Origin of the sequence: Rheinheimera sp., assembly GCF_030690345.1 — a bacterium.
Lineage (GTDB): Bacteria > Pseudomonadota > Gammaproteobacteria > Enterobacterales > Alteromonadaceae > Alishewanella.
On sequence record NZ_JAUYGV010000008.1, the window covers coordinates 21030 to 33598 of the forward strand.

General features: G+C 49.4%; 17 protein-coding genes. 10 read left to right on the plus strand and 7 right to left on the minus strand.

Annotation, left to right across the window (positions count from 1 at the left end; genetic code table 11):
• Positions 1-53: 53 nt before the first annotated feature.
• Genes Q8O77_RS15065 through Q8O77_RS15075 form a run of 3 tightly spaced genes read right to left on the minus strand, consistent with a single transcriptional unit; the run spans position 54 to position 1635 of the window.
• Positions 54-509 (minus strand): flavodoxin, encoded by a 456-nt coding sequence (locus Q8O77_RS15065; RefSeq protein WP_305554926.1) that lies wholly within the window; start codon positions 507-509, stop codon positions 54-56.
• Positions 497-1303, minus strand: a complete 807-nt coding sequence (gene truC / locus Q8O77_RS15070; protein ID WP_305554928.1) for a tRNA pseudouridine(65) synthase TruC — start codon at positions 1301-1303, stop codon at positions 497-499. The genes Q8O77_RS15065 and truC overlap by 13 nt, the downstream gene beginning before the upstream one ends.
• Positions 1300-1635 (minus strand): YqcC family protein, encoded by a 336-nt coding sequence (locus tag Q8O77_RS15075; protein WP_305554931.1) that lies wholly within the window; start codon positions 1633-1635, stop codon positions 1300-1302. The genes truC and Q8O77_RS15075 overlap by 4 nt, the downstream gene beginning before the upstream one ends.
• 109 nt (positions 1636-1744) lie before the next feature.
• Between Q8O77_RS15075 and Q8O77_RS15080 the strand changes: the two genes are divergently transcribed.
• Positions 1745-2044, plus strand: a complete 300-nt coding sequence (locus Q8O77_RS15080) for a DUF3301 domain-containing protein (protein ID WP_305554933.1) — start codon at positions 1745-1747, stop codon at positions 2042-2044.
• On the opposite strand, the gene Q8O77_RS15085 is transcribed toward Q8O77_RS15080, so the two are convergent.
• Both Q8O77_RS15085 and Q8O77_RS15090 read right to left on the minus strand, forming a co-directional pair.
• A complete protein-coding gene (locus Q8O77_RS15085) occupies positions 2037-2354 on the minus strand; it encodes a DUF962 domain-containing protein (protein WP_305554935.1) in 318 nt (105 codons plus the stop codon). The genes Q8O77_RS15080 and Q8O77_RS15085 overlap by 8 nt on opposite strands.
• A gap of 21 nt (positions 2355-2375) precedes the next feature.
• Positions 2376-3026: a GNAT family N-acetyltransferase gene (locus tag Q8O77_RS15090; RefSeq protein ID WP_305554937.1), complete on the minus strand. Its 651-nt coding sequence runs from the start codon at positions 3024-3026 to the stop codon at positions 2376-2378.
• Positions 3027-3161: 135 nt separating this feature from the next.
• Here Q8O77_RS15090 and Q8O77_RS15095 point away from each other — a divergent pair, with 135 nt between their 5' ends.
• Positions 3162-3389: a DUF2789 domain-containing protein gene (locus Q8O77_RS15095; protein WP_305554940.1), complete on the plus strand. Its 228-nt coding sequence runs from the start codon at positions 3162-3164 to the stop codon at positions 3387-3389.
• Between the two features lie 34 nt (positions 3390-3423).
• On the opposite strand, the gene Q8O77_RS15100 is transcribed toward Q8O77_RS15095, so the two are convergent.
• Positions 3424-3783, minus strand: a complete 360-nt coding sequence (locus Q8O77_RS15100; protein ID WP_305554943.1) for a DUF3192 domain-containing protein — start codon at positions 3781-3783, stop codon at positions 3424-3426.
• A 176-nt stretch (positions 3784-3959) separates the two neighbouring features.
• Between Q8O77_RS15100 and Q8O77_RS15105 the strand changes: the two genes are divergently transcribed.
• Both Q8O77_RS15105 and Q8O77_RS15110 read left to right on the plus strand, forming a co-directional pair.
• Complete coding sequence (locus tag Q8O77_RS15105; RefSeq protein ID WP_305554946.1) at positions 3960-4250, plus strand: hypothetical protein; 291 nt, start codon at positions 3960-3962, stop codon at positions 4248-4250.
• Between the two features lie 2 nt (positions 4251-4252).
• Positions 4253-5032, plus strand: coding sequence for a Zn-ribbon-containing protein (locus tag Q8O77_RS15110; RefSeq protein ID WP_305554949.1), 780 nt, complete (start codon positions 4253-4255; stop codon positions 5030-5032).
• Here the strand turns inward: Q8O77_RS15110 and syd are convergent.
• Entirely contained in the window at positions 5017-5568 is a 552-nt protein-coding gene (gene syd / locus Q8O77_RS15115) for a SecY-interacting protein (protein WP_305554952.1), read from the minus strand. The two genes, Q8O77_RS15110 and syd, sit on opposite strands and share 16 nt — an antisense overlap.
• A 73-nt stretch (positions 5569-5641) precedes the next feature.
• Between syd and queF the strand changes: the two genes are divergently transcribed.
• The 6 genes from queF (at position 5642) to Q8O77_RS15145 (ending at position 12522) form a co-directional block, all read left to right on the plus strand.
• Positions 5642-6484 (plus strand): NADPH-dependent 7-cyano-7-deazaguanine reductase QueF, encoded by an 843-nt coding sequence (gene queF / locus Q8O77_RS15120; RefSeq protein ID WP_305554955.1) that lies wholly within the window; start codon positions 5642-5644, stop codon positions 6482-6484.
• Positions 6485-6926: 442 nt separating this feature from the next.
• Positions 6927-8495, plus strand: a complete 1569-nt coding sequence (locus Q8O77_RS15125) for a GGDEF domain-containing protein (RefSeq protein ID WP_305554958.1) — start codon at positions 6927-6929, stop codon at positions 8493-8495.
• A 33-nt stretch (positions 8496-8528) separates the two neighbouring features.
• On the plus strand, positions 8529-9887 hold the full coding sequence (gene ppnN / locus Q8O77_RS15130; RefSeq protein ID WP_305554961.1) for a nucleotide 5'-monophosphate nucleosidase PpnN: 1359 nt from the start codon (positions 8529-8531) through the stop codon (positions 9885-9887).
• Positions 9887-10699, plus strand: a complete 813-nt coding sequence (gene xni / locus Q8O77_RS15135) for a flap endonuclease Xni (protein WP_305554964.1) — start codon at positions 9887-9889, stop codon at positions 10697-10699. Before ppnN ends, xni begins: the two co-directional genes overlap by 1 nt.
• 22 nt (positions 10700-10721) lie before the next feature.
• Entirely contained in the window at positions 10722-11126 is a 405-nt protein-coding gene (locus tag Q8O77_RS15140; RefSeq protein ID WP_305554967.1) for a DUF3192 domain-containing protein, read from the plus strand.
• Complete coding sequence (locus Q8O77_RS15145; RefSeq protein ID WP_305554970.1) at positions 11116-12522, plus strand: hypothetical protein; 1407 nt, start codon at positions 11116-11118, stop codon at positions 12520-12522. Before Q8O77_RS15140 ends, Q8O77_RS15145 begins: the two co-directional genes overlap by 11 nt.
• Positions 12523-12569 lie beyond the last annotated feature (47 nt).

Genomic DNA, 12569 nt, shown 5'->3' on the forward strand with positions numbered 1-12569 from the left:
AACACTGAAAGAACTTAATTAGCTTCATTAAGTTCTTCAGCTTCTATCACACCTTACTTTTCGTCTTTGAGTGCAAACTTCTGCTCAAGCCACGGCAAAGCAATCGTCTCCGGCTCCAGCGTTTCGCCGGCGTCAATGCGCAGCATCGGCGCCAGTTCCGTGCCCTGAATTTCCAGTAACAGCTCACGCAGCTGCTCACCGGCACCGCAAAACGTATCGTAACTGCTATCACCCAAGGCAATGACCGCAAACTGTTTGCCGGTTAACAGCGGAAAGCGGCTTTGTACATCAAGGAAAAACGGCAGCAGGTTGTCCGGAATATCGCCCTGCCCGGTGGTAGAGCTTATCAGCAACCAGATATCAGCATTAAAGCTTAATACCTGATCCAGTTTTGCTTCCTCATACAGCGCCACCTCGTGTCCCAAGCCGGTTAATAACGGCTGCGCCTCTTCAGCAACGTATTGGGCAGCACCATATACGCTACCGACAATCAGGGCTATTTTTGCCATTTTTCCTCCATAAAAAGCTCAGCAAATTGTTGCTGATAATAAGTTTCATCTACCGGCCAGCCAAATTGGGCAAACAACGGTGCAAGCTCGTTCAGACCAGCGCTAAACTGCAAAGTTTCAGCGGTTACCGGATGCGGTAACTGTAATTGCTTAGCAACCAACATTAAGCGACGGCAATTAAAATGCTGTTTAAACAACGCATTGTGCTTGCCATCACCGTGGCTGGTGTCGCCGACAATCGGATGGCGTAAATGCGCCAAGTGGCGGCGCAACTGATGTTTGCGACCGGTTATTGGCTGCAGTGCCACTAATGAGTAACGCGCAGCCGGGTATTTACTTACCGCAATGGGCAGTTCTACCTGCTGTAACGGCTGGTAGCGGGTTATAGCCTGCTGCGGCGCTTTATCGTCACGGCTGAACTTATCGGCAATTTTATCCAACTGTTCTTTAAGCGGGTAATCCAGCTCGCCGCCCTGCGGCAAAAAACCGCGAACCACTGCCAGATAGTGCTTACGCCACAGCTTTAGCTCCTGTTGCTCGCCCAGCAGGCGCGCAACCTCAGCAGATAATGCAAACAGCAGTACGCCTGACGTGGGCCTGTCTAAGCGGTGCACCGGGAAGACATGTTGGCCGATCTGATCGCGCAGCGTTTGCATAACAAACACCGTTTCGTGTTTATCTAAAAAAGAGCGATGCACCAACATGCCGCCGGGTTTATCTATCGCCACGATATAGTCGTCCTGATACAGGATAGTTAGCGGCGCTTGTAGCACAAAGGGTTCAGCTGAGCTCATGTATCACCCGACCATGTATTGCCCGACAAAGTGTTGTCAATACGCGCAATAATACCAAGCAGCGGGGCAAGCCGAGCACCGTAAGCGTTAAAGGCATGTTCTGCTATTGGTAGTACACTGATCTTTGTTGGCAAGGCCGAGTGTGCATCCAGCAGTGCCTGCAGCCGTGGCAGAAAGATAAATTGCAGCCATTGCTCAAGCGACATAGTATCGCAGCAAAATGGTGCCGTACTGGCCATCGCTTTAGCAACGGGCGGCGCAGCACTCCAGAGTTGCTGCTGCTTCAGCTCGGTTTCCAGTTCAATAAGCAGGGATTTAACGGCGTCTGACATAACTACCTCATAGTAAGCAGCGCAGTTTAGCATAAGCAAAAGCCACAGCCAGCCCTTGTAAAACAACATGCTAATCAGCATTATCAGCCAATAGCTTTAGGAGTAGAGTATGGGTTCGGTATTATTGCTGCTGGCAGTCAGCACTATTTGTTATCTGTTTTGGCTGCAGCGTAAACAGGATGAGCGTGCCGTTGTCGTAGCGCGCCAGTTGTGCCAACAGCAGCAACTACAGCTGCTCGATTGCGGTCGCAGTGGTCATAGTTTTCGCAGAATTAACGGCCGCTTACGTTTTATTACGCTATACCAGGTCGATTTCAGCGGCGATGGCGAAAGCCGATATCAAGCAGAACTGTTGCTAAGCGGTATGCGGCTGGCCGCTTTTAACTTACCGGCTTACCGTATTAATTAGCCGGCAGCTTGCGTTTTAACTGCCCGGTAAGAAAGTCTTTTAGCATGACCCAATCCGCCGCCAGGCTGTAAAACGGATAGTCAAAGGTTGCCGGTTTATTGTGTTCAAACATAAAATGGCCAAGCCAGGCAAAACCGTAACCAATAACCGGCAATAGCCACAACCAGAGCCATTGCTGCGTCAACAGCACATACAACAACACGGCGATCACTAAAGCGCTGCCAATATAATGCAGCGCACGGCATACAGGGTTTTGGTGTTCACTTAAATAATACGGGTAAAACTCTGCGAAACTACTGAATTTACTCATAAAAGTTATCCCCTTATTAAGTCACACGGCCAGCTGCTGCCGTGGCCGGAACATCAGGGTACCACTTACCGTATTAAACGCCAGTTCAGTTACCGGCTGATATTTATCATCAGCAAAAAAGGCCTGGTATTTTTCCAGCGTAACAAAGACACCAATACCGGCAGAGTGCTGGTCTTTGTCGACAATCGAATCCACCGCATGGATCAGATAATGCCCAAGGCCCAGATGTTGTTGCTTGGGGGCAACAGCAATAAAGGCCAGCATATGGTAGCGCTGCGCTGGCATAGCGGCATGAATTTTTTGCTCTTTTTCCAGCAACTGTTTAGTAGAAACGTAACCGGCCGTCAGCAGCATTTTCAGGCGCCAGTGCCACAACCGCCCGGCACCGATACCGGAGTCCGGTGCTATCACACAGGCCACGCCCAGCAACTGCTCGCCGTTAAACAGCCCTATCATTGGCTGTTTAGCTTGCCAAAAGGTATTGAGCTCTTCTCTGATCGCGGCCCGCAACCGCTGCTCATAATCCGGCTTGTCGGCACGGAAAATTTCCATAAACAACGGGTCATCATGATAAGACTGATACAACAACGACGCTGCCAATTTTAATTCATCAGCACTGAGTAACATGGCTTTTAACCGGTCCAACTCTACTGTATTCAGTTCAGCTAACATACATTCCCCGACTGTTATTGTTGTTTTTTTATCCACAATAGCAGTGCGGCTATCAATTGCCAAGCAACCCATTACAGCAATCAGCAGCAAAGCTGACTATGCTTACAACAACGCTTTAAACAGCAGAGGCTTTTTATGGATATGTCAGAGCACAATTTACGCACTTTGTTTGCCCAACTCGGCCTGAGTAACAATGAACAGGCGATAGCGCAGTTTATCCGCCAACACAGGTTGGCGCCGGGCATGGCCATTCAGGATGCGCCGTTCTGGAATAGCGCCCAGGCCAGCTTTTTGCGTGAGTCGCTAAAACAGGATGCCGAATGGTGTGAGATTATTGATGAGTTAAATGCTCTGTTGCATTAAGCAACAGAGCGAATTTATTACAGATACGGCGGGATTACAGATACTTGTAGGCTTTGTCGCCCCAACCTGTTAGAAGGTTTTGTTTGAAAATCAGCGGTGTGCATTCTTCTTTAGTGGTTTTACCATCACTTTTATGATGATGGGTGCGGTAAAATAATACTGTTACCGTTTCTCCCTCATGGCTGAATGACTCGGTGAAATCCGGCGTACCCAATAATGTACGTATATCTTCTGCACTGCTATCCAATGCCAGTTTACTGATTTGTTGCTGATTATACTGCTGGGTTTTCTTCCAGTTGCTGTCATCATCAAACTCATGATCACCACCCACAGCAATAACACATCCCGACAACGTCACTGCCAAAGCCGCAGCAATAAAAAATTTACCTAACATAATGATTTTCCTGTGTTGTTTTAGTTAACCGGCCGCTATTTCAGGCTCTTATGCATACAGCAAAGAGCGTGCCACAGATTAAAGCGATATAAAACAGTATGTTAATAAACACAAGCTACTCTTCAACGCGGATTAGTGGTAAATTCCGCCACTAGTTAGTCAAACAGGCAACCAACATGACAGACCCGGTACAACTGCTGCAACAAGTAGCGACTCAGCTGCAACAGGAAGGTAAAACCCCCAGCCTGGCGCTGTTTCGTGCACGGTTGGCAGGCCGGATTGCGCCGCAGCAGCTGTTTACGGCTTATCAGCACTGGCGCAACAACCCTGTTATTGCCGCTGTGATTGAAAACACTGAACCAGCCACCACAGCGCCTGCAATGCCGGTGGATAATAACGACATCGCGGCCAGCCTGGCGAGGATTGAAGCTAAGCTGGATTTACTGCTCAGTAAGTTGGATAAATAGCCATGTATGTGGCGCAGCTGCAATTTAAGCTGATTGCGGATACGGATTTTGGCAGTGCTGAAGCCGCTATTCGCCGCTATATTGAAGCACTGATTTTTAATGGCCAGCTACTGGGCCGCGAATTCCCTACTGCGTGGCAGCAAGACAGCTTTAGCAGTAGGGTTGTGCTGCCGGCAGAAGATGCGCTGCTGCAAAAATATCACAGTGCACGCGGCATTAAGGCAATGGAGCACTTAGCCAGCGCAGGGCTGGCCTACCCGCAACTGCAGCTGCTGGGTATGGATCTGATGTCACAACATACCGATCCGTGCCAACAGCCGGAGTTTTATATTCTGTACAGCCGCTTTAATGACACCTGCTCAGCACTACGCTGTGGTGAACATTTCGCACCGCTGCCGTTATATCAGCTGAAAACCACACAACCGGACCATGAACAGTTGATCCGCTGGCAGTTGCAATATCAGGCGCTGGACGAAATACAGATGCAGCAAAGCCGCGTCCTGCTAAAAAGTGCCGAGCGCAGTTTGCAGCAACTTAACAGCCGGTTAAACAACCAGGGCCGGCAGTTGGCCCGGCAACTGGAACGCAGCAACGGTAAAGCCGTGTACTACGCACTTTATAGTGGCAGCAGTAACGACTGCTCACAGGAAGCCGGAAAAACCTGCCCCGGCTGCGGCGGTAATTGGCGCTTAGCCCAACCGCTGCATCAGCTGTTTGATTTTAAATGCGAGCCATGCCGTTTAGTCAGCAATATTGCCTGGGATTGTCAGAGCCCGTCATAACTGCAAGGCGTAAGCTGCGCCAAAAAGTCAGCCAGATTATCCGCCAGCTTTTCTGTCACCTCACGGCCGACATGCTCCAGATAGACTTCGCCGGTGCTATTTAACACCGACAGCAATACGGCATCATCTTCCGTGGTGGCGAAAAATACTGTTTCACGCTGTTTTAACCGCCGCTTCATCAAGATATGGCCGATGATATTTTCCTGCAGCCGTTTTATATCCTCACTGTTCCATACCATCAGCAACGCCAGCTTGCCGCGCGGGTGCACAGCGGCCAGTCCGGCACCGTAATACAGCTGGTAAAAAGCTTTAATATCGTCGTGCAGCTTCAGCTCCAGTGCTTGTTCAACATTGCTGAAATCTGCTGCCGGCTGCTGTAACAACGGCTGCCATTGCACAGTGTTATCGACAATAGCGCCTACCTGACAAGGCGATGGGCTAGCCGGGTCTGCCAGGGTACTTAATGCCAGATTGTGTTGCTGATGCCATTGTATGGCTTGTTGGATAAATTGGCTGTAATTCGTTGCCAGAGCCACGCGACCTTCCGTCAAACTTTATGATAAACTTGCGCCATTGTAACGCCAACTACGCCGTGATGACAAAGCAGACATGACCAGCAGCCACTCAGATCTTCTTGCCGGGTTAAGCCTTGGTAAAGTAACCGCCTATGCCGATAAATACGATGCCGGTTTATTACAGGCAGTGCCGCGCAGTTTGGGCCGGGATGATATTGGTTTGGACCCTGCTGCCCTGCCTTTTGTCGGCCAGGATATCTGGCACGGTTACGAGTTGTCCTGGCTTAACGCCAAAGGCAAACCGATGGTAGCGCTGGCCACCTTTGTAGTGCCGTTTGATTCTGCCAACCTGATTGAATCCAAATCGTTTAAGCTGTACCTGAACAGCTTTAATCAAAGCCGTTTTCCTGATCTGGGCCAGGTATATCAGCATTTACAGCGCGATTTATCGGCTTGCGCCGGTAAGCCGGTAAAAGTCAGCCTGCACAACGTAAATGAAATTATGGCATTTCAGCCAACCTGGATCCCGGGCCGCTGCATTGATGATCTGGATATTGAAATCGATCAGTACCAGTATGATGCCAGCTTGCTACAAACCCAAACCGACGCTGATATTGTCGAAGAGAAGCTACACTCGCATTTACTGAAATCAAATTGCTTAATTACCTCGCAACCTGACTGGGCCAGTGTTTATATTCACTATCGCGGCAAAGCGCTGGATCATGCAGCACTGTTACGCTATCTGATCAGTTTTCGCAGTCATAACGAATTTCATGAACAATGTGTAGAACGTATTTTTTCTGACATCTGGTCCCGTTGTCAGCCGTCTTTTCTTGCTGTCTATGCCCGCTACACCAGACGCGGCGGCCTGGATATCAATCCCTGGCGTGCCAGTGAGCTTTGCACCCCACCTGCTATCCGCCTGAGCCGACAGTAATCATGTTTTAATACATAACTACTTTCACAGAATTAGCAATTAGCCGATTTTGAAAAATAAATTAAGTGTTATTTATCAACAATCTGAGCAAAAATCGGTTAACTGTACACTTTACATAACGGGAAAAAGCTGTAACTCAGCATGAAATACTACAGATCAACTTTCAAAAATAACTGATTTCTGCTTAAATAGTCGGCGTTTGGCAGACGGACTGCCGGACAGTAGTTCCAACAAGGAATGCTGATTATGCAATATCTTACCTCTACTGAAGAACAATCCTGGTTACCTTATTACCTGTGTAAAAAGTAAACCGGTAAAAAAACATCCCCTACCACAGCGGGCTTTGCCCGCTGTTTTTTTTCCATTCAGCTCATTTCTGTACAAACAGTGATCGCATTTACAGCGATAGTCGATATACTTAAGCCTAAACATGCATTTAACCATGAACTCTCAGGTGGTGGCCTTGCAGGACGACTCTAAACAACAGCTGACTAATGCTCTGAAAGCACGTAAAACGCTGGAAGACACTTATGAAGCGCAGTTTAAAATCCTGGCGTTATTTGTGTCCAGATTATCATTGGCATGTAAAGGTGTTGATATTGACCTGGATAACCGGTTGGCGAAACTTCGCACCGAGCTTAATCGTGGCACTGACCTCGAAAAGCTATTGCCTTTTATTGAAGCTACCAGCGACAACCTTAAGCTGTTGGAATCACGCCACCAGGCGGACATTCAGCGCATGCAACAAGGCCTGGCTGACGCCGGGAAAATGTTGCAACAACAAAAAGGTCTTCCTGATCAACTACGCCGCGATTTACGCCTGTTGTTGGGTAAAGTTGGCCAACCCTCCGCTACCGTGCATGCCTTTTTACCGCATTTAACTGAACTGGCCAAACTGTATCAAAACGTGCTGCAAGCCAAACATCAACTGGCAGATGACAGTGAAGATGATGTGCGCTACGGCCATATTTGCCGCCAAATCAGTGTCGAGTTAACCAACCTGCTTAGCGAGTTGGCTTTTGCCGAAGAAAGCGCGGCTGAAATTGATGAAATTCGTCTGAGCTTGTTGGGTAAGCTGCCGATTGATGCCCTGCTGGAAGCCTGTTTAAAAACCATCGGTATTATTATCAGCAGCATTAACCGCGAACGGCAGTCCGCTGAGCATTTTCTGTTAAAGCTGAATGACGCCCTGACCAGCGTGCAGCAATCGGTGGTATCGTCGCTAAGCACCTCTGCTGATCTGAAACAAAAAATGCAGGTGCTGAATCAACAAATTGAGCAGCAAATTGAGCATTTAGGCCATGCCAGCCAAAAAGCCACCTCACTGGAGCAATTAAAATTATTGGTCAGCGATAAGTTAACCGCTATTACCGGCTCTTTGCGCGAGAAAGAACAACTGGAACAGCAGGAGCGGCAACAGTTGTTGTTAACCCTGGGCAATATGGAACAACGTTTGGGCGAGCTGGAAACAGATGCCGGCACTTTTAAAAAGCGCATTGCCGAGCAGAACTTCCGCAGCCTGCAAGACGCCCTGACCGAAATACCCAACCGCGCCGCTTTTGATGAGCGCTATCAGTTAGAGATTAAACGCTGGCAGCGCTATAAAAAACCGCTTTGTGTGGTACTGGCAGATGTTGATCACTTTAAGAGCATTAATGACAACTACGGCCACAGCGCCGGTGATAAAACGCTCAAAGTGATAGCTAAAACACTGAAACTTAACCTGCGCGAAACCGATTTTATCGCCCGTTACGGTGGCGAAGAATTTATTATGCTGTTTCCGGAAACCGAGTTAGCCGAGCTGGAAAAGCCGCTTAACGCCTTAAGAGAGAAAATAGGAAAAATCCCGTTTAAATTCAAAAATGTAAACGTGCCTATTACCATTTCATTCGGTGCCACCCGGTATACAGAACAAGACACCAACCGCAGCGCTTTTGACCGCGCCGATGAAGCACTGTATGAAGCCAAAAAAGCAGGCCGTGATAAAGTAATTCTTAAACCTGCGTCCTGAGACGGCATTAACTGATTGTATAAAGGAGCACATATGCATGTGCAATTAAACCCGCTTGGGTCTATGGATTTATTGTCCCAACTGGAAGTCGACCACCTAAAACAAAACACGCAACAAGCTGCCTTTACCTTATTTCGTAATTGTTGCCTGGCAGTACTTAATGTTGGCAGCCATACCGACAGCTCGGCTGAAATTTATGACCAGTATAAAGATTTTGCCGTTAACCTGCTCAGCCGCGAACGCGGTATTAAAATAGAACTGTTTAATCCGCCACTGAGTGCTTTTGTCGACGGCCAGATTATTAAAGGTATCCACGAACACCTGTTTGCCGTACTGCGCGATATTCTGTTTTACCATAGCCGGCTGCAGAGCAACAAAAGCTGGCTGGATTTAAACAACAGCGCGCATATTACCCACACCGTATTTGATATTTTGCGTAACGCCCGCGTCATAGATGCCAGCAACGAGCCAAATATGATTGTCTGCTGGGGCGGCCATTCCATCAACGAAACCGAATATAAGTACACCAAAGAAGTAGGCTATGAGCTGGGTCTGCGGGGCATGGATATTTGTACCGGCTGTGGCCCGGGCGCGATGAAAGGCCCGATGAAAGGCGCCACCATTGGCCACAATAAACAACGCATCAGCAGCGGCCGTTATCTCGGTCTGACAGAACCGAGCATTATTGCCGCTGAACCGCCCAACCCTATCGTTAATGAGCTGGTGATCCTGCCGGATATTGAAAAACGGCTGGAAGCTTTTGTCCGCGTAGCACACGGTATTATTATTTTCCCGGGTGGTGCCGGTACCGCAGAAGAGTTGCTGTATTTGCTTGGTATCATGCTGCATAAAGACAACCGGCAGCAAAGCTTGCCGGTTATTTTAACCGGACCAAAACAAAGCGAAGCTTACTTTCGTGAGATTGCCGGTTTTATCGAAAACACCCTGGGCAACGAAGCACTGAAGCTGATAGAAATTATCATCGATGACGCCCCTGCAGTGGCGCGTAAGCTGAAACTGGGCGCGGCAGAAGTACGCCACTACCGTAAGTCGGTGGGCGATGCTTATCATTTTAACTGGACACTGCAAATAGAGCCCGACTTCCAGCAACCCTTTGTCCCGAATCATCAGAATATGGCCGCACTGGACTTGCACACCAACCAGGACAGCGCCAAACTGGCTGCTAACCTGCGCCGTGCTTTTTCCGGCATAGTAGCCGGCAATGTTAAAGACGAAGGCATTAAAGCTATTCGTCAGCATGGTCCGTTCCAAATAACCGGTGAAGCTAAACTGATGCAAATGATGGATACCCTGTTACAGGCGTTTGTGGAACAAGGCCGGATGAAATTACCCGGCAGTAAATATGAGCCTTGTTACCAGGTACTGCGTTGATGGCACATTTGCTATTGATAGATGCACTTAACCTGATCAGGCGGCTGTATGCTGTGCAGGAGCGGCCGTATCTGCCATTAGCAGATGATGTAGCAGAAGGCACTAAAACACAGATCATCCGTAATACGGAAAACATGTTACGCCAGGCGCTGGCCAGATTGCAGTTGGAACTGCAGCCCAGCCACGCGCTGCTGGTGTTTGACGGCCGTGACAGCCTGTGGCGTAAAACGCTGTATGCCGATTACAAAGCCAATCGCAAACCAATGCCGGCTATTTTGGCCGATGCCTTACCGGGGCTGCAGCAAACCGCGCAGACATTGGGGTTTAGCAGCGTGCAGCAAGCTGATTATGAAGCCGATGATGTCATCGCCTCGGTTGCGGTCAGATTAGCTCAGCACGGCCAGCAGGTGACCATAGTATCCACCGACAAAGGTTTTTTGCCGTTGTTGGGGCCCCATATTGCTATTTATGATGCCTTTGCCAGGCAGTTTCAAACCGAAGACGCGGTGCTGCAAAAGTTCGGTGTTAATAGCGAGCAATTGGTACGTTATTGGAGCCTGGTCGGTGACAGCACGAATAATATTCCCGGCGTGCACGGTATCGGCCCCAAGGGCGCACATGATCTTATGGCGTTGGGCGAGACGCTGACACAAGCGTTGGAGCACCCGGATTGCCATAAAAAGTTACGCGAGAAAATTCTTCAACACAAAGAGCAAATCAAAATTTTTATGCAGATTTTAACGTTAAAAACTGATGTGCAGTTGGGGCTTAATCTGCAAGATATGCGCATCCAACAGCATGCAAACTCTTAGCACACACGAGGCTACGCACGCTATGCTATCGGTCAAATCCCGCAAGCTGACGTTTTTTCTGTCCGGCCTCGGGATTTACCTGTTGCTGACACTGGCGGTATTGTTCTGGTATCAGGACGATGTTGAGCAAATGAGCTGGGTAGACCGTGAAGTGTTTAATCATAAAATTATTAACAGCTACAGCTCTACTGCCAATATTCAGCAGCAAGAAGTACTGCAGCGTTTGGGCAGCCCCGACATTACCACCGCTGTGCAACAAAATAACACCCTGTATCAGCTGTTATACTACCGCACTCATCGCAGCGTTGCTGATGGCATCACCACCGCAGATGAATGCACGGCGCTGTTGTTCAAAAACCGTCGCTTAATTGCACTGGGCGAGCCTGCTGTGACGCAATATCAGGCAATAGCAGCTAATGGAGGCTAATAACCCCGCCTGGCTGCGCTATCAGCATTTATTACAACAAAGTGCAGAGCAGCTTAGAACCGCGTCCGACATAAGCTCCCTGCTTACACTCAGCCGGCAATTGGCGGCACAGCGGTTGGCTATCGCTGATACCAACGCTGCCGACATTGACACCACAGACGTATTGCAACACATTGCCGCTCTACCCGCAGCGGCGCAGCCGGCAGAGCTATTGTTGCTGTTTTGTCAGCTTTATCGCTGGCCGGCTAAAGTACGACAATTGCTGCTGTTCGCCGGTTATTGCAGTACGCTGGCCAAACACCTGCCGCAAGCGGCTGAGCATGTTAAGTTGCAACCTTACCCTGCACTGTTGGCGGCGAAGTTACTGCACAAACTACCGCAGGCCGCTGCTGTTACAACGCTGCTCAACAACTGTTATCCAACCGAGCGCAATATAGCCCCCTGGCAGCAAAACCCGCTTAGCCTATTGCTGACACAATGTGAATACCTGTGCCGCGATACAGAGTTGTCAGCCCAACCGCTGCGGCAGCGCATTGGCCTGCGCCTGGCGCTGACTAAAAGCGAATATGAGCTGCAATTATTACAGCGCTTATTACAGCCGCCACGGCCCGGCATTGAACTGTCGGACAGCAGCGATTTACTCAGCCAGTCCCAATTTACCCGGCTGTGCGATGCCAACACTAAACAGTTAGTGCTGTATCTGGGCCAATCAGCGACGTTAGCCGCGCCGGTATTGGCACTGGCAACGGAGCTGAACCGGCAACAACAACCTGTTACTGACTTGCGGCTGGCGTTAAATCTGATAGGACAGCAGCAATTGCCTTATATGCTGGCCGAAGCGGAATTGCAGGCGAACCTGCAGCAATTACAACAGCCGGCACAGGTGTTATTGCATCAATTCAGTTTCTGTATGGCGCAGGCACTGCACTTATTACCCACCCTGCAGCTGTCGCTGCCACAGAGCCGCACGCTGGCACTGTGTCTGTGTTCTGAGTTGTGGCGCAATGAGGCAGCTTATACCGGCGGTTTACTCAAACGCGCCGCTCAAAGCTGGCACAGCGCTATTGATAGCCGCTGCTACACACAAGACGACACCTGTGCCGACCGGCTGGCAGCCTTGTTACAGCATTATCGTCTGCAGCAATGGCTAAAGCCGGCTCAGCATTGGTTGCAAAGCCTTAGCGGCAATGCGGTGCCGCGCGACAGTAACACCCTGGCACTGCTATTGGCGTGGCACAGCAGCCTGTTGCTGTTTACAGCGCATAGCCCACAGACACTGCAACGGGTGTTCAGCCTTGCACAGCAGCCGTTGCTGCTGCCTGCCGACAGCGATACCTGGTTGCAGCAGTTGCTGGCCGGCAGTAACTGTTATTATCCGCTTGAATTAACATTGTAGTTTTATTACAACATTCACCGGCTTTATAGTGCCTATAACGGCAAAAA

What these genes read in the sequence shown, in the direction of transcription:
- Q8O77_RS15110 (WP_305554949.1), top strand. Translation starts at nt 4,253, where the DNA reads ATGTATGTGGCGCAGCTGCAATTTAAGCTGATTGCGGATACGGATTTT.
- Q8O77_RS15075 (WP_305554931.1), bottom strand. Translation starts at nt 1,635, where the DNA reads ATGTCAGACGCCGTTAAATCCCTGCTTATTGAACTGGAAACCGAGCTG.
- Q8O77_RS15145 (WP_305554970.1), top strand. Translation starts at nt 11,116, where the DNA reads ATGGAGGCTAATAACCCCGCCTGGCTGCGCTATCAGCATTTATTACAA.
- queF (WP_305554955.1), top strand. Translation starts at nt 5,642, where the DNA reads ATGACCAGCAGCCACTCAGATCTTCTTGCCGGGTTAAGCCTTGGTAAA.
- Q8O77_RS15090 (WP_305554937.1), bottom strand. Translation starts at nt 3,026, where the DNA reads ATGTTAGCTGAACTGAATACAGTAGAGTTGGACCGGTTAAAAGCCATG.
- Q8O77_RS15085 (WP_305554935.1), bottom strand. Translation starts at nt 2,354, where the DNA reads ATGAGTAAATTCAGTAGTTTCGCAGAGTTTTACCCGTATTATTTAAGT.
- Q8O77_RS15140 (WP_305554967.1), top strand. Translation starts at nt 10,722, where the DNA reads ATGCTATCGGTCAAATCCCGCAAGCTGACGTTTTTTCTGTCCGGCCTC.
- Q8O77_RS15100 (WP_305554943.1), bottom strand. Translation starts at nt 3,783, where the DNA reads ATGTTAGGTAAATTTTTTATTGCTGCGGCTTTGGCAGTGACGTTGTCG.
- truC (WP_305554928.1), bottom strand. Translation starts at nt 1,303, where the DNA reads ATGAGCTCAGCTGAACCCTTTGTGCTACAAGCGCCGCTAACTATCCTG.
- Q8O77_RS15125 (WP_305554958.1), top strand. Translation starts at nt 6,927, where the DNA reads ATGAACTCTCAGGTGGTGGCCTTGCAGGACGACTCTAAACAACAGCTG.
- ppnN (WP_305554961.1), top strand. Translation starts at nt 8,529, where the DNA reads ATGCATGTGCAATTAAACCCGCTTGGGTCTATGGATTTATTGTCCCAA.
- Q8O77_RS15065 (WP_305554926.1), bottom strand. Translation starts at nt 509, where the DNA reads ATGGCAAAAATAGCCCTGATTGTCGGTAGCGTATATGGTGCTGCCCAA.
- xni (WP_305554964.1), top strand. Translation starts at nt 9,887, where the DNA reads ATGGCACATTTGCTATTGATAGATGCACTTAACCTGATCAGGCGGCTG.
- Q8O77_RS15105 (WP_305554946.1), top strand. Translation starts at nt 3,960, where the DNA reads ATGACAGACCCGGTACAACTGCTGCAACAAGTAGCGACTCAGCTGCAA.
- Q8O77_RS15095 (WP_305554940.1), top strand. Translation starts at nt 3,162, where the DNA reads ATGGATATGTCAGAGCACAATTTACGCACTTTGTTTGCCCAACTCGGC.
- Q8O77_RS15080 (WP_305554933.1), top strand. Translation starts at nt 1,745, where the DNA reads ATGGGTTCGGTATTATTGCTGCTGGCAGTCAGCACTATTTGTTATCTG.